Raw genomic sequence first — 26,146 nt, forward strand, 5'->3', positions numbered from 1 at the left:
GGCCCGTCCTATTCCGGCTCACACCCGACGAGTGGCCAGCATGTCGCGGCGCGGTGGCCGATCGTCTTGTGCGAATCGAGTTCACTAATGTTGAGTTAGCTGAAAGAAATTGGCGTGCTGGAATGGGCTGACCAGTCGGTGATTGCCCTTTTGTGATAGCGGGCAGCAAATTTGACGAATTGGCACCGTTGTACGAACTCAAACACGGCGGGATAGCCCGTGAAATCATCGTGCGCATACCCGAATTGGTATCGTCTACTTATGTCCCTTCTGCGGGAAGGTCGCCTCGTGGGCGGGGCGCACGATCGGGTGACAGGTCCACCCGTGCAGTGTCTGGCCGGGCTCCACGCCGCACCGCAGCGCACGGAAATACCTGCCACCATTGTTGGTGGCGCGCTAGGGTGCTGAGCAGTTGCTGTGGGAGGCTCGTTGCAGGGAACTTCGTTCGGACATTACCAGCTGATCGAGTTGCTGGGCCGCGGCGGTATGGGCGAGGTATGGCGGGCCCATGACACCGCCATCGACCGGATCGTGGCTATCAAGATCCTGCCTGCCGAGATTTCCCAAGACGAAACCTTTCAGAAGCGGTTCCGTCGCGAGGCGCATGCCGCCGCGCGATTGAGAAGTCCACACATCGTCCCGATTCACACCCACGGCGAAATCGACGGACGGCTGTTCGTGGAAATGCAGCTGATCGACGGCCGAGACCTACAGTCGATCCTCGATCGCGGTCCGCTGCCGCCGGCCCGGGCGGTGAGCATCATCGAGCAGATCGCCAAGGCGTTGAACGCCGCGCACAAAGTCGGGCTGTTACACCGGGACGTCAAGCCGTCCAACATCCTCATTGACGACGACAACGGGGACGCGTACCTGATCGATTTCGGAATCGCGCTGGCGGTGGGTGAGCGGGGATTGACCACCGTCGGCGACGTGATCGGCACCTTTCACTACATGGCCCCGGAACGGTTCAAAGCCCAGGAACCGGGCGCTCCTCCGATCGACGCCCGATCGGACATCTACGCCTTGGCCTGTGTGCTCTACGAGTGCTTGACCGCAGAGCATGCGTTCCGCGGCGACAGCCTGGAACAGCAGATCGGCAACCACCTCGTCACGCCGCCGCCGCGGCCGTCGAACACCAACCCCGGGCTGCCCCGGACCCTGGACGGCGTAATCGCCAAGGGCATGGCGAAGAACCCGGCCGATCGCTACAGCACCGCGGTGGAGCTTGCGCGAGCCGCCCGCCAAGCCATCACCGCACCTGTGCCCGTGCCGCGGCCGCCGGCGCCGCGGCCCCCGGTTCGGCCGCTGCGGCCCGGGCCGCAGCCGCCCATGCCGCGGCCCCGCGCTGACTATGGCCGTAGGCCGGTCCCAGCACCGCAGACCGAGACGGGCCCAGAAACCCTCCGCAAACCAGCACTGAATCCGAACACGCCCGTCCGGCGCGAGCAGGTGATCATCCAACCGCCGGCCAGCCCGCCGCCGGCGCCGCCTGCCCCCCAGCCAACGCCTCCGTCGCATCCGCCGTCGCCGGCGCGGCCGTGGTGGCGCGGCAAGGCCGGCATCATGGCCGGGGTGGCCGTGCTCACCGTCGCTGCTGTCGTCGGCGCCATGGCATTCATAGGCCACAACGGCTCAGGACCCGCAAATTGCAAGCAGACGACGCTGCCCTTCACCGGCCTCCGTTTGCAAGGATTGTCGGTTGACAGTGGCGGCACGGTTTACGTTGCCGACACACTGCACAACGACGTATTTGAGCTACCCGCGAACGGGCAAGTCCACCAAATGGGTCTTCAGGGGCTCAATTTCCCGACCGGTGTGACGGCTGACAGCAGCGGCAATATCTACGTGAACGATGCCGGCAACAAGCGCGTGGTCAAGGTCGACGCGGGCACGAGGAAGCTGAGCCAACTCCAGTTCACCGGCCTGGAAAGGCCGACAGGACTTGCCGTTGACAGCGCCGGCACCGTCTACGTCACCGACACGGTCAAAAACAAGGTGTTCGCCCTCGACCGCGGCTCGGGTGCGCAACGGGAGATCCCGTTCACGGGTCTTAATTCTCCAACCGGTTTGGTGGTGGGCAAAGACGGAAAGATCTATGTCGCCGATGGCGGCAACAAAATTGTGCTGGTTTTGGATCCCCGTACGAACCAACAAGACAAGGTGCCCTTCGCCGGCCTCTCCGACCCCGGCGGACTGACGGTGGACGGCGACAGCTCCGTGTACGTCACCGACAGAGGGGACAACAGCGTGCTGAAACTTCCCGCGGGCTCGAGCCAGCAAGCCGTGCTGGGGTTCTGCGGCCTCGACTATCCGTGGGGCCTGGCCGTCGCCAACAACGGCACGGTCTACGTCGCGGGCAACAACAACAAGGTCTACGCACTGCCGCAGAAATGAGCCCGCACGACGGGCGCGGGCGCGGTTTTGCGCCGACTACGTCGATGCGGGTAAGGTGGGACGACGGTACGGCGTCCTGTGCCGGCTCTTGGCGTGCCCAGTTCTGAAATTTCTCGGAGCACTTCGCGGAATTTCCACCACAGGTTCACGTTTTAGTAGTCCGGACACATGCTGCGCCGAATCAGGTGCATTGACGAGGGATAGAGAAGGATCGCCGAAAAGTAATGGCCAAGAAGGACGGTGCCATCGAGGTCGAGGGTCGCGTGGTCGAGCCTCTGCCCAATGCGATGTTTCGCATTGAGCTGGAGAACGGCCACAAAGTGCTCGCCCATATCAGCGGCAAGATGCGGCAGCACTACATCCGCATCCTGCCCGAGGACCGCGTCGTGGTGGAGTTGTCGCCCTACGACCTGTCCCGGGGCCGCATCGTGTACCGGTACAAGTAGCCCCCCGACAGCTAGACATTTAGACAGCAAGCCCAGAGAACAGGACCGAGACTGCCGTGAAGGTGAACCCGAGCGTCAAGCCGATCTGTGACAAATGCAGGGTGATCCGTCGGCACGGACGGGTCATGGTGATCTGCTCGGATCCGCGTCACAAGCAGCGGCAAGGCTGACAACAGCGACACAACTGAATGCAGACCTCCCAGTACCAATAAGCGGATAGGCCGCTTGGCACGCCCGGACGGAGGCCGGGCCCCGACCCAAATTCATTTGGCAGGGAACGGACTGGGACCAGACCTCCGCCAAGAAAGAGGAACGCCAACCATGGCTCGACTAGTCGGCGTCGATCTACCGCGCGACAAGCGGATGGAGATCGCCCTGACCTACATCTTCGGCATCGGCCGGACCCGCTCCAACGAAATCCTGGCCGCCACCGGCATCGACAAGGACCTGCGCACCAGGGACCTCACCGATGACCAGCTGACCCACCTGCGTGACTACATCGAAGCCAATTTGAAGGTAGAGGGTGACCTGCGTCGCGAGGTGCAGGCCGACATCCGCCGCAAGATCGAGATTGGCTGCTACCAGGGCCTGCGGCACCGCCGCGGCCTGCCGGTGCGCGGCCAGCGGACCAAGACCAACGCGCGCACCCGCAAAGGTCCCAAGCGCACCATCGCAGGCAAGAAGAAGGCCAGGTAACCGATGCCACCCGCAAAGAAAGCAGCAGCTGCCAAAAAGGGACAGAAGACCCGGCGGCGGGAAAAGAAGAACGTCCCGCACGGCGCCGCCCACATCAAGAGCACCTTCAACAACACGATCGTGACGATCACCGACCCGCAGGGCAATGTCATCGCCTGGGCCTCGTCGGGTCACGTCGGCTTCAAGGGATCGCGGAAATCGACACCCTTCGCCGCTCAGCTGGCGGCCGAGAACGCGGCGCGCAAGGCACAGGAGCACGGCGTGCGCAAGGTCGACGTGTTCGTGAAGGGCCCGGGCTCCGGCCGCGAGACCGCGATCCGGTCGCTGCAGGCGGCGGGCCTCGAGGTCGGCGCGATCTCCGATGTCACCCCCCAGCCGCACAACGGCGTTCGCCCGCCCAAGCGCAGAAGGGTCTAGGAAAAGAAATGGCTCGTTACACCGGACCCGTCACTCGCAAATCGCGCCGGCTGCGCACCGACCTCGTCGGCGGCGACCAGGCGTTCGAGAAGCGTCCCTACCCGCCCGGCCAGCACGGCCGCGCTCGGATCAAGGAGAGCGAATACCTGCTGCAGTTGCAGGAGAAGCAGAAGGCCCGCTTCACCTACGGCGTGATGGAAAAGCAGTTCCGCCGCTACTACGAAGAGGCCGTTCGGCAGCCCGGCAAGACCGGTGAGGAACTGCTCAGGATCCTGGAAAGCCGGCTCGACAACGTCGTCTACCGCGCCGGACTGGCCCGGACCCGGCGGATGGCGCGTCAGCTCGTGACTCACGGCCACTTCAGCGTCAATGGTGTGCGCGTCGACGTCCCCAGCTACCGGGTGTCGCAGTACGACATCATCGACGTCCGGGACAAGTCGCTGAACACCGTGCCGTTCCAGATCGCGCGGGAGACGGCGGGCGACCGCCCGATCCCGAGCTGGCTGCAAGTGGTCGGGGAGCGCCAGCGCATCCTGATCCACCAGCTGCCCGACCGCGCGCAGATCGACGTGCCACTCACCGAACAGCTGATCGTCGAGTACTACTCGAAGTAAGTTTCCTGCACCGTCGGTGCAGGTCTTGACGGCATCAAATAGCGGGTGCCGAGAAGGAGAAGAAGAAAAGAATGCTGATCTCACAGCGCCCCACCCTGTCCGAGGAAATCCTCACCGACAACCGGTCCCAGTTCGTCATCGAGCCGCTGGAGCCCGGATTTGGCTACACCCTGGGCAATTCACTGCGTCGCACGCTGCTGTCGTCGATACCCGGCGCGGCGGTCACCAGCATCCGCATCGACAGCGTGCTGCACGAGTTCACCACCGTGCCAGGTGTCAAAGAAGATGTCACCGACATCATCTTGAACCTCAAGGGCCTGGTCGTGTCCTCGGAAGAAGACGAGCCGGTGACGATGTACCTGCGCAAGCAGGGTCCGGGCGAGGTCACCGCGGGTGACATCGTGCCGCCGGCCGGTGTCACCGTGCACAACCCGGCCATGCACATCGCCACCCTGAACGACAAGGGCAAGCTGGAAGTCGAGCTCGTCGTCGAACGTGGTCGCGGCTACGTCCCGGCGGTGCAGAACCGGGCTTCGGGTGCCGAAATCGGCCGCATTCCAGTCGATTCCATCTACTCGCCGGTGCTCAAGGTGACGTACAAAGTGGACGCCACCCGGGTGGAGCAGCGCACCGACTTCGACAAGCTGATCCTCGACGTCGAGACCAAGAGCTCGATCACGCCGCGCGACGCGCTGGCTTCGGCGGGTAAGACGCTGGTCGAATTGTTCGGCCTGGCACGCGAACTCAACGTCGAGGCCGAAGGCATCGAGATCGGGCCGTCGCCAGCCGAGGCCGACCACATCGCCTCGTTCGCGCTGCCGATCGACGACCTGGACCTGACCGTGCGCTCCTACAACTGCCTCAAGCGCGAGGGTGTGCACACCGTGGGCGAGCTGGTTTCGCGCACCGAGTCCGACCTGCTCGACATCCGCAACTTCGGTCAGAAGTCCATCGACGAGGTGAAGGTCAAGCTGCACCAGCTCGGCCTGTCTCTGAAGGACAGCCCGCCGAGCTTCGATCCGTCGGAGGTCGCCGGCTACGACGTCGCCACCGGCACGTGGTCCACCGAGGGTGCCTACGACGACCAGGACTACGCCGAAACCGAACAGCTCTAAGGAATTCCGTCCCGGTCCTACCTGATACGGGGATCGGCCTCATTGAGGAGAAGTCGCAATGCCTAAGCCCACCAAGGGGCCTCGCCTCGGCGGGTCGTCTTCGCACCAGAGGGCGATTCTGGCCAACCTGGCTACGTCGTTGTTCGAGCACGGCCGGATCAAGACCACCGAGCCCAAGGCACGTGCGCTGCGTCCGTATGCCGAAAAGCTGATCACGCACGCCAAGAAGGGCACCTTGCACAATCGCCGCGAGGTACTCAAGAAGATCCGCGACAAGGATGTGGTGCACACGTTGTTCGCCGAGATCGGGCCCTTCTTCAAGGACCGCGACGGAGGCTACACCCGCATCATCAAGGTCGAGCCGCGCAAGGGTGATAACGCTCCCATGGCGGTGATTGAGCTGGTGCGGGAGAAGACGGTGACCGCAGAGGCCGATCGCGCGCGCCGGGTGCAGGCTTCGAAGAAGTCCGCACCTGTCGCGGCCGCGGCGGCGCCGCAAGCGGCGGTCGAGCCGGAAGCCACCGAGGGCCCGACCGCCGACGAGGTCGTCGAAGAAGTTGCTCCGGCGGAGGAGACTTCGGCGGCACCAGAGGCGGCGGCCGCGGCTCCGCAGGCGAGTGTCGAGGAACCCGAAGAGGCCACTGAGAATTAGCGAGGACGTCCGTCTTCGGCTCGACATTGCCTACGACGGAACCGATTTCGCCGGCTGGGCAGCGCAGCCGGGGCAGCGGACGGTCGCCGGTGTTCTCGACGAGGCGCTGACGACCGTCTTCCGTACTCCGGTGCGCCTGCGCGCCGCCGGGCGCACCGACACGGGCGTTCATGCCACCGGGCAGGTGGCCCACATGGATGTTCGGGCGGAGGCCGTGCCCAACGCGTACCCGCGCTCGCCCGACCGGGACAGTCGAGAATTCTCATCGCTGTTGCGGCGCCTCGGCAGGTTTCTGCCCGCCGACGTCCGGGTCCTTGGAATTGCCCGCGCGCCAGCGGGTTTCGATGCGCGGTTCTCGGCGCTGCGGCGACACTACAGCTACAAATTGTCGACGGCATGCTACGGGGTGCAACCGCTGCAGGCGCGCTACGTCACCGCGTGGCCACGCGCCCTCGACGTGACCGCGATGAACTCCGCATCACGAGAACTGTTGGGACTGCACGACTTTGCGGCTTTTTGCCGGCATCGCGCCGGCGCTACGACGATTCGGGAGTTGCAGCGGTTCGACTGGTCGCGCGACGGCGACTTGATCACAGCGTGCGTCACGGCCGACGCATTCTGCTGGTCGATGGTGCGATCGTTGGTCGGGGCGCTGCTCGCGGTCGGCGAGCACCGGCGCAGCGTCGGTTGGTGTCGCGAGTTGCTGAGCGCGACAGGCCGATCCAGTGATTTCGTGGCTGCTCCGGCGCATGGTTTGACGCTCGTCGGGGTGGACTATCCGCCCGATGACGAGCTCGAGTCACGCAATCTGATCACCCGGGATCTGCGGACGCGCTAGCGGCGATCGCAAGCGCGGCGGAGCCGGGCGCAGCGGGTCGCCGCGAATTGGGTTAGCGGCGATCGCAAGCGCGGCGGAGCCGGGCGCAGCGGGTCGCCGCGAATTGGCTTAGCGATCGCAAGCGCGGCGGAGCCGGGCGCAGCGGGTCGCCGCGAATTGGCTTGGCGGCGATCGCAAGTGCGGCGCGGCACGCGAGTCACATCGGCCACAGGAGTCCCTGCGATCTTCGGCCGGTGCTTTCGCAATGCGATAGCACCGGCGATAGCGCTTTGGGCCTAGAGCCTGCCTGCGGCGAAGGCGGCGGCCTGATCCACCAGCCCGGAGTTGATGTATGAGGGCTGCAGGTGCGACGGCCAGTTCGTGCCTCTCCCACAGATGGGATCGCCCGCCGCGCATTGATCGATCGTCTTACCGGCAAACGCGGGCGCGAGCCGGCGGGTGCCATTACCGAACAAGGCGACCGCCGCGACATTGTTCGGCGGCAGCCCGCCCCAAGTCGCGCGGTCGACCACCTCAGCGCCAAGTGAATAGCCGCCGAGCACCTCGCGGGTGTTCGGGCAATTTCTGGCCATGAACTGAACGTGACCGCTCAAGTCGTTGGCGCCGCTGATGGTGGTTATGTTGGCGGGGTAGTTGACCCCGTACACGCCGACCGACATGCGTGTCTTGCCGCGCAGAGAGTTGACAAATGCATCGCCGACTGCGCCGACGCCGGGTGGTTCCTCTCGGCCGCGTGCGAAAACCACCTCAGCATCCGGGCACGCCGCCGCGACCGCGGATGGCGGAACGATCCCCAACGTCGGCGCGAGTAGTGCGACGGCCGTGAGGCGGCGAAGCCTCATGATCCGATAGTACGAGGGTGCGAAGACCAGAAAGATTTGTATTAGCTATGCCTTTTGGCGGCGGTTGCTCAGTGGGCCTGCACGCCGGCCCCCGGGGCGCCCACGACGGAGCCGTGCGCGGCATCAGGTGCGACGGGCCCGGGCGCGACGGGTCCGGGCGCGACGGGACCGGGAGCCTGCGGGTAGAGGCCCGGCGGCTGAGAACCGAACCCGGGCACCTGCTGGCCGCGGGAGGCCAACAGCTTGGACGCGACGAAGGTCGCTGCCTGGGTGGTGTAGACGGGAACGTAGCCCTCGGTGTGCCCGCTCCACTCGTTTCCTGGACCCGCGTGGCAGATCGGGTCGCTGGGGTTGCACAAGTCGACCGCCTTGGATCCGAACATCGCGCTCTGGCTGGTCAGTGACCCGCCTGCGCGGTTGGCGACGTTGCCGAAGACCGCAACCGCCGCGACGTTGTCGGCATACTCAGGCGGCAGTGGGCTGCCGAAATTGAGGCCGCCGATCGGCACGCCACTGACGATGTCGATCACATCGGCGCCCTGGGAATAGCCGCCCAGCACGATCTTGGTGGCGGGGCACGACGAGGCCATGGACTTGACGTGGGAGACGACGTCGTTGGCGCCGTCGCCGCCGTGCAGCTGGAGGCGACTGGCGGGGTAATTCACCGCATAGACCCCGATGTTCATGCCGGGCGTCTGCTGGCGCAGGGAGTCGATGAAGGCCTGGCCTACCCGGCCGACGCCGGGTGGCTCGCTGGTACCGCGCGCGAAGACGACCTCGGCATCCGTGCAGTCAGCGGCTGACGCCGTTGGAAGGGCGTCGCGAATACCGCTCGCAGTGACCAGCAGGACGGTGGTGGCGGCCAGGGCGGCAGCGCCCGAGCTGGCCCGGCGACCCATGCGGTTGATTTGCACGCCGAAATTTTAACCGCAACAGGCGACAGGAACCGTCCGCGGCGGTGTAACGGCTGTGCAGAATGGTCAGCTTGCGACAGGCGTGAAGCCTATTTTTGGCCCAGACAATTCGAGCCGACCCGATTCTCTGGGGGATCAGTGCCGCGTCCACCGATGACAAGGCTGCATGTCAGCGCTCACCGATTTCTGCTGCGCCGACTCGAGTGCGCATTGCTGCGCAGAGACCTCGGCACGGTCGGCGACCCGCTGCGCACGCGCGCGGCGGCGTTGGCGCTCGGGTGTGTGCTGACGTTCGCCGGGCTGGCCGGATGCGGGTTACTTTCCTTGGTGCGGCCGCAGCCGGCGCTCGATCGAGCGCAGATTGTGATGGGCCAGGAGTCCGGAGCGCTGTACGTGCGGGTGGGCGACACCTGGCATCCGGTGCTGAATCTGGCTTCGGCGCGATTGATCGCGGCGGCTGACGCGAACCCGCAACCGATACGTGAGTCCGAGCTGAGCCGCACCAAACGTGGTCCGCTGCTGGGGATTCCGGGTGCACCTCAATTCCTCGGCCGGCCGCTGGCCGCCGCCGAATCTGCTTGGACGATCTGTGACACCGATAGCGGCGCGGCGACGACCGTAGTCGTCGGGCCCGCTGCGGGAGCATCCTTGCGCCGTCTGGCACCCGGGCAGGCCCTCCTGCTCGCACCAGCCTCGGGTTCGCCGGCGTATCTGTTCTACGACGGACGACGGGCCGCGGTGGATCTTGCCGACCCCGCGATCGTGCATGCGTTGCGATTGGACGGCCGGGTGCCCGTCAGGGTCGCACCGTCGTTGCTGGGCGCCGTACCGGAGGCACCGCCGATAACGGCCCCTGTCATCCGCGGCGCGGGCGGCCGGGCCCCGGGCAGCCTCGCCGGATTTCCGGTCGGCAGCGTCCTGCGCATCACCCGCGGCGACGGCGAGGAATACTACGTGGTCTTGGTCACTGGAGCGCAGCGAATCGGCCCGCTCACCGCCGATCTACTGCGGTTCATCGACTCGCGTGGCGCCGCCCACGTCATCTCGGTGGCGCCGGATGTGATTCGCGCCGCCCCGATAGTGAACACGCTGCCCGTCGCCAGCTTTCCCGACCGGGCGCCGACCCCGGTGGATGCCGGGAACACCTTGTGCGCGACCTGGGCTCCCGGACCGGCCGGGCGTGCCGACATCGGATTCCTCGTCGGCAGTGGCTTGCCGGTTCCAGCGGGGCAATCGCCGGTGCGACTCTCGCAAGCCGACGGCAACGGCCCCGCGCTGGATGCGGTTTACCTGCCGCCGGGCCGCAGCGCCTACGTGCGGGCGGGCAGGCGATACCTCGTCACCGATACCGGCGTGCGGTTTGCCATCCACGACGACGACGCAGCCAGCGACCTGGGCTTGACGGAGGCGGCGACACCGGCGCCGTGGCCGGTGCTGGCGGCGTTGCCGTCGGGGCCGGAATTGAGCCGGCAGGACGCGTCAGTGGCCCGCGACATCCTGGCTGCGGGATCGCCGTAGCCGGCGCGATGCGGCGCCTGCGGCCAGCGCCGCCGTCAGCACAATCAGGCATATCACCGTGCCGTGCAGGGCGGTGTCTCGCGCGCGACGATCCGGCGGCCGGGGAGGCGGCGGCACGACTACCGGCACCGGTTGGGCCCTGGCGGTGGTGGGTGGCGGGACCGGATCGCTGCTGACCGCGGCCAGAGCATCGATCGTGCCGTTGCCGACAAGTGGGTCCCATCCGCCGGGCGGGTGGTGCGCAGTGGATTCGATACGTCGCATCACCTGCCGCGCGGTGAGCGCTGGAAATCGGGCCCGGATCAGCGCGGCCAACCCGCTGACCACCGGCGCCGCGTAACTGGTGCCGGACAGTGGCGCCGAACCCAGCGGGGTCACCTGCTCGCCGATCGCGGCCACGTCCACCCACGGTCCGGCGAGACTGAACGCCGACGGCGCGCCGTCAGCGTTCACCGAACCGACGGTCAACACGTAGTCGTCGTACCAGGCCGGGCTGACCGCAACCGTGACGGTTTCCCACGTCGCATCGGGCCGCTGAGTCGGACACTGCGCGGCGCCGCCGGTGTTGCCGGCCGCGGCGACGACGACGGCGTTCTTGACGTCGACCGCGTAGGCCAGCGCGGCCCCGAGCGCGCGGTCGTCGAGAGCCGATGCGGCGGCGACGCAGGCAACCGAGGAGATGTTGATCACCGACGCGCCGAGGTCGGCGGCCGTCCGGACGGCCCTCGCCATCGTGTCGACGTCACCAAACCCGCGACTCGACCGGTTGGCCACAGCACCGAACTTGGCGCTGGACTGCCGGATGCTGATCAACGTGGCATCGGGAGCCACGCCGCTCGAGCCGTCTGATTTGAAATCGGTTGTGGCAGCGATAATCCCGGCTACCAGCGTCCCGTGTGCGTCGCAATCCTGGGTGCCGTCGCCGGTGAAGACGTAGTCGCCCCCGGCCACCACTTTGGGCAACCGCCGGTGCCGGGCCACGCCGGTGTCGATGACCGCGACCCGTTGTCCCGCACCGCGAGTGAGTTGCCAGACCGCCGGCAGGTTGAGGTCTGCGAACTGCGGCGTGGGTGCGGCGGCGTCGCGTGGTGACCGGTCCGGACCATCGTCGGCCGGCGGCACCGCGCATATCTCCAACTGCACGGTCGGCTGCGGCGGCGCAGGGAATGCCGGTTGCGGCAACCACTTGTCATCGACCGGCGGCGGTGTAACCGCTTGCGCCGTGGGCGCCACGCACAGCAAAAGAAGCGCTGTTATCGCCGGCAGGCGTGCGGCACGCATCACCTCAGGTCCATGCTGCGAACGGCGCTGTAGAGGCCACATACCCAGCAGGTCAACGGCACCATCGCTACCAGCACCAGACATTCCAGCACCTCGATGCGTCGTCGCGCGACGGGCGCGAGCGGTTTCGCGGGAGCCACGAAACCGAGGTAGATCGCGGCGGCAGCCGCCAACGCGGTCATCCCGGCAATCCATGCTCCGCACGTCGGCAAGCTGACCGCGACAATCGCGAATGTTGTTCCTGCCGTGGCGATTCCGCTTACAACATACACGATCACATTTCTCCCGTCGTTGATGCGCAGCAACAGCGCTGCACCGGTGAGAGCGGCCAGTGCGATGCAGCTAACGCGCGTTGCTCCTCGGCCGGCGAGCGTGGTGACGATGGCGCCGGTCGCGGCCGACGCCGAGAATGCCGCCGACAGGCTGGTCAACCAGGCGTCCGCGCGGATGGCTTTGGAGCTCGGGCAATCGGCAGCGGGCTCGGCCTGATCGACTGTCAGACGCGGGGACAGTCCCGCTAATGTCAGGGACAGCCGCGCGGATGCCTCCAGCAGACCCAGCGACACCAGCGCGGATACCGATCCGATGACGTGCAACGGAGCTGTGGTAAGTACAGCCGCCAGCGCGGCCGCGGCGACGACGATCGCGAAACACGACAGTGCGGTCAATGTGATTGCGCCGCAGCCGGTTACGCGCATCGCCAACACGGATGCGACAACCGCCGTCATCGCGGCCAGCAGCACATGGGCGGCACCTGGAGGACCGGGAATCGACATCAGGCCGGCAACCGCCGCGAAAGCGATGGCGATGACGCTGAGCGTGAGAGCCGCGGCCGGATCCCGATAGCCGCGATGCGCTAGCGCGGCGCCCGCAAGTGCGGCCAAGCAGGCCAGCGCCAGAACTGCCGGCGCGCCAGATACGTTGTGATACAGGGAGTTACGGGCAAGAACAAGGCATCCCACCGCGGTGATGCAGCCGGCGGCAGTGGCACCGGCTAGCTGCGCCCGTTGCCGGTTCCAGCCCGGGTCGGCCATTTCCAGCGCCTCGGACACCGCTTCGGCCGGGTCGTCGCAAACCGGCGCGGAAATGTCCACGGCGGCCGGATACAACACCAGCGCGGCGCCGTCGCGGATACCGTTTTGCGCCAACGTCGTCGACGACGGAAGCGGGGAGGAGCCGGGGCGGCACAATTGGTACCGCGCAGCTTTGCCCGTCGGGAAAGGATTGGCGCTGCGGCTGTCCAGGATGTCGATGATAGACGGGATCAGGGTGGCGACCGGCACCGCGGCGGGCAGCGCCAAGTCGACGACAGACTCGCCGGCATGAACGCAGACCCGGCGCAGCCCAGGATCGGATGCAGAGAACATTGGCCCCTCGCAGGCTCGCAGTGGCGGTGCCGCATCGGCACGCTACCGGGATTGCGGTCCCGCGGTATCTGTCGATCCACAGGTGACTTGCGATCGGTCTTTGACACCACCTAGCGTCGGCACGCTGTCAGGAAAGGCTCTCATGACAACAACTTTCGCGTCCATTACGCGGCGTCCGCCGCTCGTAGTCGGTGAAGCCGACATCGCGGTCGCAGCACCGCCCGAGGTACCGCACCCGACAGCGTCGGGCGTGTTGGTGCGCCTGCTGCCGGCACTGACGTCCGTTGCGAGCCTCGGGGTAATGGCGGCGGCCTTCTTCTCGGGCTCGGCGATCAGCCGCAACCCCACGTTCTTGGCTCTACCGGTGGTGATGCTGATGTCGGTGGTGGTGTCGGCGCTGACGGGACGTGGCGGCGGGCAAGGCGCGAAAATCGCGGCTGACCGCGTCGACTATCTCGGCTACCTGAGCGGCCTGCGCCGAACCGTTACCGCAATTGGCGCAGCACAACAGTGTTCGTTGCGCCGCGACCATCCCGACCCGGATACGTTGTGGACGCTGATCGGCGGACCACGGATGTGGGAGCGGCGAGCCGACGATCCCGACTTCTGTGTGACCCGCTTCGGCCTGGGAGAACGCCCGCTCGCTAGCCGTTTGATTGCGCCGGAGCCGCGGCCCGGGCAACGGTCGGACCCGGTCACCACTACCGCGCTGTGCCGGTTCCTGCAGGCGCATTCGACGGTCGCGGACCTACCCGTCACGATCGCGTTGCTCGTCGGTGAGACCGTGGTGGTCGACGGCGATTCGGCCGGGGTGCGGGCGTTGATACGTGCCGTGGTCTGCCAACTGGCCGTGCTGCACCCGCCGGACCAGTTGCTGATTGCCGGTGCCATCGGCGAGCCGCGGCACGCCGAGTGGGAGTGGCTGAAGTGGTTGCCGCACAACCAACATCCGAACACCGTCGACGCCATCGGCTCAGCCCGCATGGTGTACTCGACGCTGGCGGAAGTTCACATGGCACTCACCGATGTTGCCGCACCACCGCGTGTGGTCGTGCTCTGCGACTCAGACGAGCCCGCCGTCGGCTGCTCCATCCCCGGCGCATGCGTCATCGCTGTGGGCAGTACCGGCGACGCAGTGCCGATGGTGGTCAGCCATGGTGGCGAAGCGGAGGTGTTGACGCGTCCCGACCAGATGACGCCGTTGGACGCGGTGATATGCGCCCGCCGGCTCGCGGCCTACCGAGTGGGCGAAGCATCCCGCCGTGGCCGCGGTGCCGGCTGGCTGGATCTGGTCGGCATCGGCGACGCCGATTCCTTCGACCCGATCATGTTGTGGCGCAGCCAGGATCGCCGTGATCGGTTCCGCGTCGCGATCGGAAACACGACGGACGGGATGCCGGTGGAGCTCGACCTCAAGGAGCCCGCCGAGCACGGGATGGGGCCGCACGGACTCTGCGTGGGAGCCACTGGCTCGGGTAAATCGGAGCTCCTGCGCACGATCGCACTGGGCATGATGGCACGCAACTCGCCGGCGGCGCTCAACCTGTTGCTGGTCGATTTCAAAGGCGGCGCAACGTTTCTCGACATGGTCCGGGCGCCTCATGTGGCCGCGGTGATCACCAACCTCGCCGAGGAAGCACACCTCGTTGCGCGGATGCGCGACGCGTTGGCCGGTGAGCTGAACCGTCGCCAGCATGTGCTTCGCGCGGCAGGCAATTTCGTCAGTGTCGCGGCATACGAGCAGGCGCGCCGCGCCGGCACACGGTTAGCGCCGCTGCCGACGCTGTTCATCATTGTCGACGAGTTCTCCGAACTGCTCAGCCAGCATCCCGATTTCGCCGACATGTTCGTGGCCATCGGCCGGCTCGGCCGTTCCCTGGGCATACATCTGCTGCTCGCCAGTCAACGGCTCGACGAGGGCCGGCTGCGCGGGCTGGAGGCCCACTTGTCGTATCGGCTGTGCCTGAAGACGCTGTCCGCCAGCGATTCACGGACCGCATTGGGGACACTGGATGCCTATCAGCTGCCCAATAGCCCGGGCGCGGGCCTGCTGCAGTCGGCGACGGGCGAATTGGTCCGCTTTCAGGCCGCATACGTCTCAAATCCGATTGAGCCGGAGACGATGCCGATGCGCGCCGACTCACCATCGGTACAGTTCTTCACCGCAGCGCCCAGAGGAGCGGGCCCGGCGACCGGCGCGATGCGGCCGAGCGGGGAACCGGCACGTACCGTTTTGCAGGCGGTGCTGGACCGGCTGGCCGGCCACGGACCGTCCGCACACCAGGTTTGGCTGCCGCCACTGGAGGCGACGAGGGAACTGAGCGGCGTGCTGTCCGAGGCGGGCTCCGGGCTGGACATACTGCGCGTACCGATCGGCGTCGTCGACAATCCCTTCGAGCAGTGCCGAACCCCGCTGATGGCCGACTTATCGGGGGCCGCAGGCAATGTCGCGATAGTGGGCGCACCGCAATCGGGCAAATCGACGGCGTTGCGGACGCTGATCACGGCGCTCGCGGCCACTCACGACGCGGGGCAGGTGCAGTTCTATTGCCTGGACTTCGGCGGTGGAACCCTCGCCACATTGCGCACCTTGCCGCACGTGGGCGATGTCGCCGGCCGAGCCGAGCCGAGGCTGGTCGGGCGCATGGTGGCCGAATTGCACTCGGTGCTGCGATCGCGAGAGGAGCGCCTGCGCGGGCACGGCGTCGCTGGATGGAGTCATATCTTCCTGGTCGTCGACGGCTGGGGGAGTCTGTGCCGTGAATTCGACGGTCTGGAAGAGTCGATCACCGCCCTTGCGGTCCAAGGGCTTTCGTTTGGGATGCATGTGGTGGTGTCCGCGTCGCGGTGGGCCGAGATCAGGCCGTCGTTGAAGGACCAGCTCGGCACCCGTATCGAGTTGCGACTGGGCGATCCCGCCGATTCCGACGTGGACCGGAAGCGAGCCCAGCAGGTGCCTCACGACCGGCCGGGGCGCGGCCTTTCTCGCGGCGGGCTGCACATGCTGATCGCGTGGCCCGGAGATGATGTCGCAGTGCGGCGGGATGGCGGGTTGGTCGCTCCTCCGATACCGCTGCTGCCCGCTCGGGTGGACTACGAGGACCTGTTAGCGAGTGACGAACTCGGGCCAGAAATCCTACTGGGCATCGAGGAACGTCGACTTCACCCGGTCGCAGTCGATTTCGAACGTAGCCCGCATCTGTTGATCCTGGGGGACAACGATTGTGGGAAAACCGCCGCGCTGCGGTTGCTGTGCCGCGAGATCGTCCGCACCAAGACCACCGCACAAGCGCAACTGCTGATCGTCGACTATCGGCGCACCCTGCTCGGCGCCGTCGATTCGGAACATGTTGACGGTCATGCGATGTCGCCGGCCGCCCTGCAGGCCTCGTTGCCTGATTTGGTCGAGTCGCTGCGGATGCGGATGCCTCCGCCGCACCTGAGCCATGCCCAACTGCTGGCCAGGTCCTGGTGGTCCGGGCCGGACATCTACCTGGTGGTCGACGACTACGACCTGGTTGCGACGGCTGGCAACCCGTTGCTGGAGTTGCTCGAATACCTGCCGTATGCAACCGATCTCGGTTTGCACCTGATCGTCGCGCGGCGCAGTGGCGGAGCTGCGCGCGCCATGTTCGAGCCACTACTGGCAGCATTGCGGGAGCTCGGCTGCACGGGATTGATGATGAGTGGAAATCCTGATGACGGCGCGCTGTTGGGATCCAGCCGTCCGGAAGTGCTGCCACCGGGCCGCGGCGTTCTGATCGCCGGCGCCGGTGACGAACGGCTGGTGCAGATAGCCTGGAGTCCGCCGCGATGAGTCCGCACCGCGCCGTGATCGAGGCGGGACCGGGGATTGTCCGCCGATTATGTTGTGGCACAGAGGTGCTCGCCGACGCGGAGATGACCGCAGCGGCACTGGGCGCGATTGACGATCCGGTAGCGCTGGTGGACGGAAGTCCGGTTGCCGTCGACTCGCTGTGGCGATCCCTGTTGCGGTCGCTGTGTTGCGGTGGCTCGGGTGTGACCATGGTGCACCCTTCGTGGTGGCCGCCGACACGTGTCGGGTTGATCAGCGCGGCGGCCAATGCGTCGGCCCCCGACGCCGACGACGTAGAAGTGCAACCACGCTCGTGGTTGCTGAGTCGAGCGTCGCCGGATGCTGCTCCCGATGAGAAGGTCGTCGTGGAAATCGGCGAACGGTTGGTGGCGATCGTCGGCGCGGGAATCCAGGCGGTACCCCGGCGGTCGGACCCGCAGCCGGTTGCCAGGGACGTCGCCGACGTCATCGCCGGTATGACGCGGGGCACGTCGCCGGTGGTGCTGATCGACACCCCGGGTCATATCGCCGGGGCGATGGCGCTCGCGGATGCGATCACTGATGCAGTGCGCGACACGGCCCGGAGGGTATTGCACATAGACGGCGGTCTGCTGCCCGGACTGGCCCGGCTGCCGGGGGCGACGCCGCCGCCTGATGAGTTGGGGCCGCCGGCCGCCGGCACCGTTGGGCCCCGCGGACGAAAGCTTGCGGGCGTCGGAGCCGCCGGTGCTGTCCTGGCCGTGCTGGTGCTGGCCGCGCCCACGCGGGACCCGGCGCGCCGCCACGACGTGCTGTCCGCGGCGCGGGCCCCCGCGACGTATCTGGTGGAAGGCCGAGTGGCGCTGACGGTTCCGGCCGACTGGCCCACTCAGCGGGTGCTCGACGGCCCCGGCTCGGCGCGGATCCAGGTGACGTCACCGTCGGATCCTGAGGTGGCGTTGCACGTGACTCAATCGCCAGTCGTGAGCGAGACGCTGACTCGGACCGCCGAGCGGCTAAAAGAGGCCATCGATGCCGAACCCGCGGGTGTATTCGTCGACTTCAATCCGGCAGGGTCCAGTGCCGGCCGGCCGGCGGTCACCTACCGCGAGGTGCGTGCTGCACACCAGGTGCGGTGGACGGTGCTGCTGGACGGGGCCGTACGGATCAGTGTCGGGTGCCAGAGTCGGCCAGCCGACGAGGACGCTGTTCGCGATGCATGCGATCAGGCGGTGCTGTCGGCCCACGCGATCGGATAAGTCGGTGGAACCAAATCGGGTCCCACACGGTCGTACTTGATATCGGAACGGAAGGGGAACAGTGAGCACACCGTCAGGTGCCAACACGCTGAGCACCGATTTCGACCTGATGAGGTCGGTCGCGGCCGCGACCGATGCCCGCAACGAGGAAATCCGGGCAATGCTGCAGGCGTTCATCGGCAGGATGAGCTCGGTGCCGTCGTCGGTGTGGGGCGGGCCGGCGGCCGCCCGCTTCAAGGATGTGGTGGATCGGTGGAACGTCGAGTCGACGCGGCTCTACCACGTACTGCACACGATCGCCGAGACCATTCGGCACAACGAAGCCGTGCTGCGCGAGGCCGGCCAGCACCACGCCCAGCACATCGCCGCCGCCGGCGGGAACTTGTGAGGAGATGGCCAGTGGACCCAGTGCTGTCGTACAACTTCGGCGAAATCGAATACTCCGTTCGCCAGGAGATCCATCACACCTCGGCCCGCCTAAATGCAGCGCTGCAAGAGCTCAGGTCACAGATAGCGCCGCTGCAGCAGCGGTGGACCCGGGAAGCGGCCGCCGCGTATCAGATTGAGCAGCTCAAGTGGCACCAGGCGGCGACGGCGCTCAACGAGATCCTGGTCGACCTCGGCAACGCGGTACGCGACGGCGCCGACGGCGTGGCCGACGCAGACCGCCGCGCCGCCGGCATCTGGGCGCGGTAGCGGCTAACAGGCACCGCGCGGCGGCGGCCGCGCCTACAAACTCTGTGTGGTCCCGACGGAGGAGAGCCGCCGGGACCACACAGTCATTTTGACCTGCGGGGATGCGCCTCGGTAAGCTGCTCGGTTGGCGTACGGGATGCGGGGCCTCGGGTCAATGTCGGTCGCCGAGACCAACCCCGCCGTAGACGCCTGACCGGCACCCGGCCAGCACCGGGATCCACTCGAGAGAAAAGGTAAGCGCTGTGCCTACATACGCGCCCAAGGCGGGTGACACCACGAGGTCGTGGTACGTCATCGACGCCACGGACGTGGTGCTTGGCCGCCTTGCCGTCGCGGCAGCCAACCTGCTGCGCGGCAAGCACAAGCCGACGTTCGCCCCCAATGTCGACGGCGGTGACTTCGTGATCGTCATCAACGCCGACAAGGTCGCCATCAGCGGCGACAAACTGCAGCACAAGATGGCTTACCGCCATTCGGGTTATCCCGGCGGCCTGCACAAACGCACGATCGGCGAGCTGATGGAAAAGCACCCCGACCGCGTTGTGGAGAAGGCGATTGTCGGCATGCTGCCCAAGAACAAGCTCAGCCGGCAGATCCAGCGCAAGCTTCGCGTCTATGCCGGGCCGCAGCACCCCCACACCGCTCAGCAGCCGGTTCCGTACGAGATCAAGCAGGTGGCGCAATGACCGAGACCAGCCTGGAAACCACGCCGGCTGCGGAAACACCGGAGGCCCCGGCCGAGACTTCGACGAGGCCACACGAATCGTTCGTGTTCGACCGGCCCATTCAGACCGTCGGCCGGCGCAAGGAGGCTGTGGTACGGGTGCGGTTGGTTCCGGGCACCGGCCAGTTCAACCTGAACGGCCGCAGCCTGGAGGACTACTTCCCCAACAAGGTGCACCAGCAGCTCATCAAGGCCCCGCTGGTCACCGTGGACCGGGTGGAAAGCTTCGACATCTTCGCCCACCTCCACGGCGGCGGTCCGTCAGGTCAGGCCGGCGCCCTGCGGCTGGGCATCGCGCGGGCGCTGATCCTGGCGTCGCCCGAGGACCGGCCCGCGCTGAAGAAGGCCGGCTTCCTCACCCGCGATCCGCGCGCCACCGAGCGCAAGAAGTACGGACTGAAGAAGGCCCGCAAGGCGCCGCAGTACAGCAAGCGCTGAGTCACTTTTCGGCTGCGAGCGTGCATCTTTGTGCGCGTTCGGCGGCGTGTCCGCGTACCGCCAGGCACGCTCGGGGCCAAAAGTGGGTATATGCACGATCGCTGATTGTGAGAGGTTTGTCCGCATGGGTCGACTGTTCGGCACCGATGGCGTTCGCGGGGTCGCCAATCGTGAGTTGACCGCCGAGCTGGCACTGGCGCTGGGTGCCGCGGCGGCGGGGCGATTGGCGAGCTCGGGCGAACCGGGCCGGCGGGTCGCCGTGGTCGGTCGCGATCCGCGGGCCAGCGGGGAGATGCTGGAGGCAGCCGTGATTGCGGGCCTGACCAGCCAGGGCGTCGACGCGCTGCGGGTCGGGGTGCTCCCCACCCCCGCGGTCGCCTATCTGACCGGTGCTTATGACGCCGACTTCGGAGTGATGATCTCGGCGTCGCACAACCCGATGCCGGACAACGGCATCAAGATCTTCGGCCCGGGCGGCCGCAAGTTGGACGACGACACCGAAGACGAGATCGAGGACCTGGTCGCGGCGGGACCGGGGTTGCGCCCAGTCGGCGTGGGAATCGGCCGTGTCGTCGACGCCGACGACGCGATGGACCGCTACCTGCGCCAAGTGGGCAAGGCGGCCGGCACCCGGCTCGACGGACTGGCCGTGGTCGTCGACTGCGCCCACGGCGCGGCGTCGTCCGCGGCACCGCGCGCCTATCGCGCGGGCGGCGCCCGAGTCATCGCGATCCACGCCGAGCCCAATGGGCTGAACATCAATGACGCGTGCGGCTCGACGCACCTTGATTCGCTGCGTTCGGCGGTGATCTCCCACCGCGCCGATCTCGGCCTGGCGCACGACGGCGACGCCGACCGGTGCCTGGCCGTCGACGCCGAGGGGCAACTGGTCGACGGCGACGCCATCATGGTGGTGCTGGCGCTGGCGATGCAGGAGGCCGGCGAGTTGGCTTCGAACACTCTGGTCACCACCGTGATGAGCAACCTGGGGTTGCACCTGGCGATGCGTTCGGCCGGCGTTAGCGTGCGCACGACCGCCGTCGGCGACCGTTACGTCCTGGAGGAATTGCGCGCCGGGGACTACAGCCTTGGTGGCGAGCAGTCCGGCCACATCGTGATGCCGGCCCTGGGCTCCACGGGCGACGGCATTGTCACCGGCCTGCGATTGATGACGCGCATGGCGCAGACGGGGCGTTCGCTGGCCGACCTCGCTTCCGCGATGAAGACGCTGCCGCAGGTGCTGATCAATGTGGGGGTTGCCGACAAGGCGACGGCCGCCGCGGCGCCCTCGGTGCAGGCCGCCGTTGCGGAGGCCGAGGCCGAGCTGGGCGACTCCGGGCGAATTCTGTTGCGCCCCTCTGGAACTGAACCGATGATCCGGGTGATGGTGGAAGCGGCCGAAGAGGACATCGCACGCCGGGTGGCCACGCGGGTCGCTGATGCGGTGAGCGCACAGCGCTGAGCTGAGAATGCTGGAACCCGGGCGTGCTGCCCGGCGTCGGATTAGGTATGAGATCCGACAAGAGCTATGGGCATGCCGGTATCGACGTGGCGGCGGTACGGGCGGCGGCCGACCAATTCGACGCGGCCGCCGATCTACTTGATCGCGCCGCCTGCGACCACCTGGCGAGGCTGGCCTTCGACGGGGCCAGTGCGGGCCGGGCGCATGTCGCCCGTGGTGACGCGCTGCGGGTGGGGCTGCAACGCCTCGCCGCCGAGTTGTCGCAATGGTCGCGGGCGGCCGGTGAAATCGCCGTGGCGCTGCGCGTGGGCGCCGGCCGCTACGCCGACGCGGAACTGTACGCAGCGGCCCGGATCGCCTGATCATGGCCGACCGGTTGAACGTCGCGGAGCGCCTCGCCGAGGGCCGGCCTGCCGTCGAGCACACCCAGGCGTACGTGCGGGCCTGCCAAGGGCTGGGCTACCAGCATCCGGACCTGACCGCGCATCCCGCCCAGCTGCGTGACTGGTACGGCAGCGAGGACGGGCTGGACCTGCGCGCGCTCGACAGCGACTGCGCCGAGCTGCGCGCGGCCGCGGCCGCGGCCACCGAAGCGCTGCGGATGCAACGTGCCCAGGTCGCCGTATTGGATGGCGCGTGGACAGGACCGGGAGCCGATTCCGCCATCTGGTTTCTGCAGCGTCATTGCGATGCGGCAAACGTGGTGGCCGCCGAACTCCGCGCGGCCGCGCAACGGTGCGAGTCGCTGCGCGATAACCTGTGGCACCTGCTCGACGCGAAGGTCACGACGGTCATCGACATCGACGACCGTACCCAGGGCCACCGGTCGCAGTGGTTGGCCGCCGCCGATGCGCTCACCACCGGGACAGGTGATCGCGCAACGGCCGAAGAATTGGTTCGCCAGCAGATAATTCCGTACGTCGACAGCGACGTTCGCGTCGAGTGGCTGACCGCGATGCGTTCGACGCAGGCCGGGGTGGCGGCGTCGTACGACATGGTCACCGATCGGTTCGCTGCTGCGCCGGCGGCATCCTTCGAGATCCCCGGCGACCTCGGTCCCAGTGGCCACCCGTTCCAGCCGGCCTCGCCGAGCCCCCCGGCAACACCTGCGGCAGCCGCCGCGGTCGCACCCGTCGCTACCCTCCCCACCCGTGCGGCGGATCCGGCACCGCCCGCGCCGGCCGAACAGTTGCCGCAACCTGTGCCTACACAGGGGGCCTTGCCGGCCGACGGCGCGGCCATGTCCCCGGTTGGCGGCGGCGGGCTTGACGGGCTCGGCGGACTCGGTGAACTCGGCGGAGGCGGCGGGCTTGCCGGACTGGCCAACCGGATCGTCGAGGCGATGGGTGACCTGCTGGGTTCGCAGGCTGATCAATCGTCCGACCCGTCGACGTTGGACGGCCCGCTGGACCCGGAGGAGCCCTTCGACGACGACCCGGCTGAACAGGCCGACGAGGCCGGAAAGCATCGCGGGACCAGCGCAGCGGAAATCAAGGCGCCGCCGGCCAACGGGACTCCACACGCAGACCTGCCGCCGGCGGCCGAGCCGTTGGTCGCGAGCCAGTCGCCACCACCTGGTCAGCCGCCCGCCGGCGAGATGCAGCCGGCACCGCCGTCGGGTGTGCCGCCACCCACGAATGGGCCACCGGCGGCCCCGGCCGGTGCCTCATCCCCCTGCGAGATCGCCGCCGACGAACTGCCGCAGGCGGGACAGTGACGAATCAGGCGGGACGCATCTCCAGCAGCTGCTCGACATAGCGCACGGCTTCGGCGGGGTCGCCGCTCACCGGCCGCACCAAAAGCGTGCTGACGCCGGCCTCGGCGAAGGCATCCAGCCGTTCGGCGATGAAGCCGCGCGGGCCGATCAGCGAGATCCCGCGCGCCAACTCGGCAGGTACCGCGTCGATGGCTTCCCGCTTGCGGCCGGAAAGATACAACTCCTGAATCCGGTCAGCGACCTCGCCGAATCCGTAGCGAGTCGCGAGATTGTGGTAGAAGTTACGCTCCTTGGCGCCCATGCCGCCGATGTAGAGCCCAAGTGTCGGCTTGGTCGCGGCAAGCCGATCGTCTACGTGGTCGCCGATGGCCAACGACGTCCCCACCATCACGTCAAGCGGCCCCAGACCGGGATCCCGCTTGGCGGTACCGGCCGCCAGTGCCTCACCCCATACCAAGTGGGCCTTGTCGGGATAGAAGAATGCCGGTTGCCAGCCTTCCGCGATCTCGGCGGTGAGCTCGACGTTCTTCGGGCCCAGCGCCGCGATCGATATCGGAATACGTTCGCGCACAGGGTGATTGATGAGCTGAAGCGGCTTGCCCAGACCCGTCCCGCGATCCGCGGGCAGCGGCACCTGATAATGCTTGCCGGCGAATTGGACGCGCTCGCGGCGCCACACCTGCCGGCAGATCTCCACGACTTCGCGAGTGCGCCCCAGCGGCACATCGAACTCCACGCCGTGGAACCCCTCGATCACCTGTGGCCCGGATGTGCCGATCCCGAGGTTGAACCGGCCACCGGACACGTAGTCCAAACCGGCCGCGGTCATCGCCAGCAGCGACGGCGTGCGGATGTAGATGGGAAGCACGCCCGACGCCAGTTCGATGCTGGTTGTCTTGGCGGCCAGATAGCCGAGCTGGCTGATCGCGTCATAAGAATACGCCTCTGCCACCACGGCCATGTCGATGCCGGACTTCTCGAGTTCGACGACCCGGTCGACGGCTTCGCGAAAGCCACCGGAGTAGTCCAGGGCGATTCCGATTCGCATCAACGATGCTTACCACGGCGATGGCGCGGCCAAGTCTCCGCTGTGCTCACTTCAGCAGCGCGACGATCTTCTCTTCAGGAGCGACGGGCTCGGCTTCGGGGTCGAGCGGGGTGGTCTTGGGAAGCTGCACGTCCGGGTCGGCGAAGTCGCGATAGGTCTTGTCGCCGCCGAGCGTGTAGAGCAGGTAGCCGGTCACCAGCGCCCGCACCGATCTTTGCGTGGCACGGTGCGAACCGGGCAGCCCGAGCACCGACGCCAGCCGGCGGCCTTCGGCCAGGCCACCGGATTCGGCTTTGCTGACGATGCGCAGCGTGGCCGCGTCCCAGGCCCGGGAAAGCCCGAGGGCGTTGGAGTTCAGCGTTTTCGGATCGCCCGGTGAGGTCAAAATCAGACCCGGAACTTTCAGCGTCACCGCCGGCTGTTCCGCCGGTGGACTGGTCACCGTCGGGAATATCGGCACCACCGACGCGAGCTTGTTGGGCATGCCGGCGGCGGCGAACACAGCGGCCGAGCCGCCGAAGCCATGACCGGCCAGGCCGAGCTTGGCGGGATGCACACTGATCTTGCCGGGTCCCAGTCGCACACCAGCCGCGATGTCCAGCGCGGTACCAAGATCGAACGCCAGGTTGAGCACCGAGGGAGCCAGACCCCGCTGAGTCTCGGGCGCGGCCGCCACGATGCCCCACGACGCCAGATGCTCCAGCAGACCGGAATAGCGGGCGGCACCGGTAAGCCAGTCGTGGCCGAACGCGATCGCGGGCAGGTTCATCCCGGCTTCGGGGGTGTAGACCACTCCGGGTAGACCGGCAAAGGCCAGGTCACCACGCAGAACCCGGTGCGGGCCGCGACGACGCAGGGTGGCGAAGAGCTTGCGGATGCGGGGCACCCGTCGACGTTAGCTGTGACCGGGCGGATTGGTCCACTGGGTCCACCCCGTCCCGTCCCAATAGCGCTGTCCGGGGCCCGACGGGTTGGGATACCAGCCCGCAGGCGGCGCTGACGGCGGACCGGATTGCAGCGGCGCGACGGGCTGGATATAGCCGCCGGTGCCCTCGCGCGCCATCGTCCGCACCTTCCGGATCGCGCTCATGTTGGAAAACAGCGCAATCCAGTTCATCAGCAGCAGGGAGAACATGCTCCACCAGCCGAGGGCCAGGTTATAGGTCTGCGCCGAGCGGTACGCGGCTTCGCATTCCGGCAGGGTGCCGGTGACCGTATAGCTGTGCTGGTGCCACAGGAACAGCGCTCCGGTGTGCTTGATCAACCTCATGTAATAACGGTCGTTCTGCGGATTCTGGTAGCCGGGTCCGGGGCTGGTCTGGTGTTGCGGGTAGGACAAGGCGGGCCTTTCGGGCGGGTTGGGCAGCTAAAACGATACCGGCCGCCCGTGGGGAAATGCCCAGCTAAAAGCACGCCCGCTGGCTCCTAGGCGACGATGTCGATCACCCCGACACGCCAGAGCGCCGCGTACATGTGGCGCAGCGGGATGCACAGCAGACGAGCTGCCGCGTCCACCATCGGGTCCCCGGCGCCGATCGGCCGTCGCGGACTCCGCTTAGGCGAAGGCGCCAACGTGAGCTTGGTCGCTGGCCACGTCGCCAACTCATCGATAATCGGAACAGCAGTCATGATTTCCCTCCAATGGAACGCGGGTCTTTTCCAGATCTCACCGCTGTGTGCCTGATCGGCACTGCGTATTTTTCGAATCGCCACGGAAATCGCTTATTTCCGCCGTGGACATTGTCTTGTTACCCGTTGTATGCATTTGTGCGCCGGATTTATTTCCTTCGCTGACACGCCGTGCACGCAGCAGGCCAGGAAGTCGTTTCCATGCGGATACCGCAGGTAGACGAGCGGCTCGACCAGCTCTCATCTCCCGGATCAACCGTCCCTCAGTCGTTGCCAGTGTTGC

27 protein-coding genes are annotated in these 26,146 nt (G+C 67.1%); 19 read left to right on the plus strand and 8 right to left on the minus strand.

The genetic code is table 11. The annotated features are described in order from the left end of the window. The first annotated feature begins 429 nt into the window (after positions 1-429). The 9 genes from A9W99_RS13590 (at position 430) to truA (ending at position 7,172) form a co-directional block, all read left to right on the plus strand. The gene (locus A9W99_RS13590; protein ID WP_067378495.1) at positions 430-2,394 is read left to right on the plus strand and encodes a serine/threonine-protein kinase PknD; all 1,965 of its coding nucleotides are present in this window, start codon (positions 430-432) and stop codon (positions 2,392-2,394) included. Positions 2,395-2,618: 224 nt separating this feature from the next. Then, entirely contained in the window at positions 2,619-2,840 is a 222-nt protein-coding gene (gene infA, locus A9W99_RS13595) for a translation initiation factor IF-1 (RefSeq protein WP_003418601.1), read from the plus strand. Positions 2,841-2,896: 56 nt separating this feature from the next. After that, positions 2,897-3,010 carry a 50S ribosomal protein L36 gene (gene rpmJ / locus A9W99_RS26070; RefSeq protein WP_003879483.1) on the plus strand — a complete coding sequence of 38 codons (114 nt, stop codon included), beginning with the start codon at positions 2,897-2,899 and terminating at the stop codon, positions 3,008-3,010. Positions 3,011-3,161: 151 nt separating this feature from the next. Next, positions 3,162-3,536: a 30S ribosomal protein S13 gene (gene rpsM, locus A9W99_RS13600; protein WP_067235322.1), complete on the plus strand. Its 375-nt coding sequence runs from the start codon at positions 3,162-3,164 to the stop codon at positions 3,534-3,536. Positions 3,537-3,539: 3 nt separating this feature from the next. Further along, positions 3,540-3,953 (plus strand): 30S ribosomal protein S11, encoded by a 414-nt coding sequence (rpsK, locus tag A9W99_RS13605; protein WP_067378322.1) that lies wholly within the window; start codon positions 3,540-3,542, stop codon positions 3,951-3,953. Between the two features lie 8 nt (positions 3,954-3,961). After that, positions 3,962-4,567: a 30S ribosomal protein S4 gene (gene rpsD, locus A9W99_RS13610; protein ID WP_067378326.1), complete on the plus strand. Its 606-nt coding sequence runs from the start codon at positions 3,962-3,964 to the stop codon at positions 4,565-4,567. 71 nt (positions 4,568-4,638) lie between these two features. Then, complete coding sequence (locus A9W99_RS13615) at positions 4,639-5,682, plus strand: DNA-directed RNA polymerase subunit alpha (protein WP_067378329.1); 1,044 nt, start codon at positions 4,639-4,641, stop codon at positions 5,680-5,682. A gap of 58 nt (positions 5,683-5,740) precedes the next feature. Continuing rightward, entirely contained in the window at positions 5,741-6,334 is a 594-nt protein-coding gene (gene rplQ / locus A9W99_RS13620) for a 50S ribosomal protein L17 (protein WP_067378332.1), read from the plus strand. Then, on the plus strand, positions 6,300-7,172 hold the full coding sequence (gene truA, locus A9W99_RS13625) for a tRNA pseudouridine(38-40) synthase TruA (RefSeq protein ID WP_082929987.1): 873 nt from the start codon (positions 6,300-6,302) through the stop codon (positions 7,170-7,172). The genes rplQ and truA overlap by 35 nt, the downstream gene beginning before the upstream one ends. A gap of 275 nt (positions 7,173-7,447) precedes the next feature. On the opposite strand, the gene A9W99_RS13630 is transcribed toward truA, so the two are convergent. Then, a complete protein-coding gene (locus A9W99_RS13630) occupies positions 7,448-8,014 on the minus strand; it encodes a cutinase family protein (RefSeq protein ID WP_067378338.1) in 567 nt (188 codons plus the stop codon). A 68-nt stretch (positions 8,015-8,082) separates the two neighbouring features. After that, positions 8,083-8,913 carry a cutinase family protein gene (locus tag A9W99_RS13635; protein ID WP_067378498.1) on the minus strand — a complete coding sequence of 277 codons (831 nt, stop codon included), beginning with the start codon at positions 8,911-8,913 and terminating at the stop codon, positions 8,083-8,085. 168 nt (positions 8,914-9,081) lie between these two features. Here A9W99_RS13635 and eccB point away from each other — a divergent pair, with 168 nt between their 5' ends. Then, positions 9,082-10,446: a type VII secretion protein EccB gene (gene eccB, locus A9W99_RS13640; protein WP_305799921.1), complete on the plus strand. Its 1,365-nt coding sequence runs from the start codon at positions 9,082-9,084 to the stop codon at positions 10,444-10,446. Here eccB and mycP read toward each other — a convergent pair. Both mycP and eccD read right to left on the minus strand, forming a co-directional pair. Further along, positions 10,408-11,727, minus strand: coding sequence for a type VII secretion-associated serine protease mycosin (mycP, locus tag A9W99_RS13645; protein WP_067378344.1), 1,320 nt, complete (start codon positions 11,725-11,727; stop codon positions 10,408-10,410). The genes eccB and mycP overlap by 39 nt on opposite strands. Continuing rightward, positions 11,727-13,094 carry a type VII secretion integral membrane protein EccD gene (eccD, locus tag A9W99_RS13650; protein WP_067378348.1) on the minus strand — a complete coding sequence of 456 codons (1,368 nt, stop codon included), beginning with the start codon at positions 13,092-13,094 and terminating at the stop codon, positions 11,727-11,729. Before eccD ends, mycP begins: the two co-directional genes overlap by 1 nt. Before the next feature lie 142 nt (positions 13,095-13,236). Here eccD and eccCa point away from each other — a divergent pair, with 142 nt between their 5' ends. The 9 genes from eccCa (at position 13,237) to A9W99_RS13695 (ending at position 23,186) form a co-directional block, all read left to right on the plus strand. Next, complete coding sequence (gene eccCa, locus A9W99_RS13655; protein WP_067378352.1) at positions 13,237-16,911, plus strand: type VII secretion protein EccCa; 3,675 nt, start codon at positions 13,237-13,239, stop codon at positions 16,909-16,911. Beyond that, on the plus strand, positions 16,908-18,149 hold the full coding sequence (locus A9W99_RS13660) for a type VII secretion-associated protein (RefSeq protein WP_067378355.1): 1,242 nt from the start codon (positions 16,908-16,910) through the stop codon (positions 18,147-18,149). The genes eccCa and A9W99_RS13660 overlap by 4 nt, the downstream gene beginning before the upstream one ends. 61 nt (positions 18,150-18,210) lie before the next feature. Continuing rightward, entirely contained in the window at positions 18,211-18,537 is a 327-nt protein-coding gene (locus A9W99_RS13665; protein ID WP_067378358.1) for a WXG100 family type VII secretion target, read from the plus strand. An 11-nt stretch (positions 18,538-18,548) separates the two neighbouring features. Next, positions 18,549-18,845, plus strand: coding sequence for a WXG100 family type VII secretion target (locus A9W99_RS13670; protein ID WP_067378361.1), 297 nt, complete (start codon positions 18,549-18,551; stop codon positions 18,843-18,845). Between the two features lie 242 nt (positions 18,846-19,087). Beyond that, on the plus strand, positions 19,088-19,531 hold the full coding sequence (gene rplM, locus A9W99_RS13675; RefSeq protein ID WP_067378364.1) for a 50S ribosomal protein L13: 444 nt from the start codon (positions 19,088-19,090) through the stop codon (positions 19,529-19,531). Further along, positions 19,528-20,007, plus strand: coding sequence for a 30S ribosomal protein S9 (gene rpsI, locus A9W99_RS13680; RefSeq protein ID WP_067378367.1), 480 nt, complete (start codon positions 19,528-19,530; stop codon positions 20,005-20,007). The genes rplM and rpsI overlap by 4 nt, the downstream gene beginning before the upstream one ends. Before the next feature lie 124 nt (positions 20,008-20,131). Continuing rightward, positions 20,132-21,469, plus strand: a complete 1,338-nt coding sequence (gene glmM, locus A9W99_RS13685; protein ID WP_067378370.1) for a phosphoglucosamine mutase — start codon at positions 20,132-20,134, stop codon at positions 21,467-21,469. A 47-nt stretch (positions 21,470-21,516) separates the two neighbouring features. Then, positions 21,517-21,831, plus strand: coding sequence for a type VII secretion target (locus tag A9W99_RS13690; protein ID WP_067378373.1), 315 nt, complete (start codon positions 21,517-21,519; stop codon positions 21,829-21,831). A 2-nt stretch (positions 21,832-21,833) separates the two neighbouring features. Beyond that, positions 21,834-23,186, plus strand: a complete 1,353-nt coding sequence (locus A9W99_RS13695) for a hypothetical protein (RefSeq protein WP_067378376.1) — start codon at positions 21,834-21,836, stop codon at positions 23,184-23,186. A gap of 4 nt (positions 23,187-23,190) precedes the next feature. On the opposite strand, the gene A9W99_RS13700 is transcribed toward A9W99_RS13695, so the two are convergent. From A9W99_RS13700 to A9W99_RS13715, 4 genes are all read right to left on the minus strand, one after another. Then, a complete protein-coding gene (locus A9W99_RS13700) occupies positions 23,191-24,234 on the minus strand; it encodes an LLM class F420-dependent oxidoreductase (RefSeq protein WP_067378378.1) in 1,044 nt (347 codons plus the stop codon). Positions 24,235-24,280: 46 nt separating this feature from the next. Then, a complete protein-coding gene (locus A9W99_RS13705) occupies positions 24,281-25,120 on the minus strand; it encodes a dienelactone hydrolase family protein (RefSeq protein WP_067378380.1) in 840 nt (279 codons plus the stop codon). A gap of 9 nt (positions 25,121-25,129) precedes the next feature. Next, the gene (locus A9W99_RS13710) at positions 25,130-25,504 is read right to left on the minus strand and encodes a DUF2510 domain-containing protein (protein WP_082929988.1); all 375 of its coding nucleotides are present in this window, start codon (positions 25,502-25,504) and stop codon (positions 25,130-25,132) included. Positions 25,505-25,659: 155 nt separating this feature from the next. After that, positions 25,660-25,863: an Rv1535 family protein gene (locus A9W99_RS13715; RefSeq protein ID WP_067378391.1), complete on the minus strand. Its 204-nt coding sequence runs from the start codon at positions 25,861-25,863 to the stop codon at positions 25,660-25,662. Positions 25,864-26,146 lie beyond the last annotated feature (283 nt).

Source organism: Mycobacterium sp. 1164966.3, assembly GCF_001665395.1.
Classification (GTDB): Bacteria; Actinomycetota; Actinomycetes; order Mycobacteriales; family Mycobacteriaceae; genus Mycobacterium.

Bases quoted from the DNA above. Each gene is read 5' to 3' on its own strand.
- mycP (WP_067378344.1), bottom strand. From the start codon at position 11,727: ATGCGTGCCGCACGCCTGCCGGCGATAACAGCGCTTCTTTTGCTGTGC.
- eccD (WP_067378348.1), bottom strand. From the start codon at position 13,094: ATGTTCTCTGCATCCGATCCTGGGCTGCGCCGGGTCTGCGTTCATGCC.
- rpsI (WP_067378367.1), top strand. From the start codon at position 19,528: ATGACCGAGACCAGCCTGGAAACCACGCCGGCTGCGGAAACACCGGAG.
- rpsM (WP_067235322.1), top strand. From the start codon at position 3,162: ATGGCTCGACTAGTCGGCGTCGATCTACCGCGCGACAAGCGGATGGAG.
- A9W99_RS13635 (WP_067378498.1), bottom strand. From the start codon at position 8,913: ATGGGTCGCCGGGCCAGCTCGGGCGCTGCCGCCCTGGCCGCCACCACC.
- rpsK (WP_067378322.1), top strand. From the start codon at position 3,540: ATGCCACCCGCAAAGAAAGCAGCAGCTGCCAAAAAGGGACAGAAGACC.
- rpsD (WP_067378326.1), top strand. From the start codon at position 3,962: ATGGCTCGTTACACCGGACCCGTCACTCGCAAATCGCGCCGGCTGCGC.
- A9W99_RS13695 (WP_067378376.1), top strand. From the start codon at position 21,834: ATGGCCGACCGGTTGAACGTCGCGGAGCGCCTCGCCGAGGGCCGGCCT.
- rplQ (WP_067378332.1), top strand. From the start codon at position 5,741: ATGCCTAAGCCCACCAAGGGGCCTCGCCTCGGCGGGTCGTCTTCGCAC.
- A9W99_RS13630 (WP_067378338.1), bottom strand. From the start codon at position 8,014: ATGAGGCTTCGCCGCCTCACGGCCGTCGCACTACTCGCGCCGACGTTG.
- eccB (WP_305799921.1), top strand. From the start codon at position 9,082: ATGACAAGGCTGCATGTCAGCGCTCACCGATTTCTGCTGCGCCGACTC.
- A9W99_RS13615 (WP_067378329.1), top strand. From the start codon at position 4,639: ATGCTGATCTCACAGCGCCCCACCCTGTCCGAGGAAATCCTCACCGAC.
- A9W99_RS13700 (WP_067378378.1), bottom strand. From the start codon at position 24,234: ATGCGAATCGGAATCGCCCTGGACTACTCCGGTGGCTTTCGCGAAGCC.
- A9W99_RS13690 (WP_067378373.1), top strand. From the start codon at position 21,517: ATGAGATCCGACAAGAGCTATGGGCATGCCGGTATCGACGTGGCGGCG.
- eccCa (WP_067378352.1), top strand. From the start codon at position 13,237: ATGACAACAACTTTCGCGTCCATTACGCGGCGTCCGCCGCTCGTAGTC.
- A9W99_RS13660 (WP_067378355.1), top strand. From the start codon at position 16,908: ATGAGTCCGCACCGCGCCGTGATCGAGGCGGGACCGGGGATTGTCCGC.
- glmM (WP_067378370.1), top strand. From the start codon at position 20,132: ATGGGTCGACTGTTCGGCACCGATGGCGTTCGCGGGGTCGCCAATCGT.
- infA (WP_003418601.1), top strand. From the start codon at position 2,619: ATGGCCAAGAAGGACGGTGCCATCGAGGTCGAGGGTCGCGTGGTCGAG.
- A9W99_RS13710 (WP_082929988.1), bottom strand. From the start codon at position 25,504: ATGAGGTTGATCAAGCACACCGGAGCGCTGTTCCTGTGGCACCAGCAC.
- A9W99_RS13715 (WP_067378391.1), bottom strand. From the start codon at position 25,863: ATGACTGCTGTTCCGATTATCGATGAGTTGGCGACGTGGCCAGCGACC.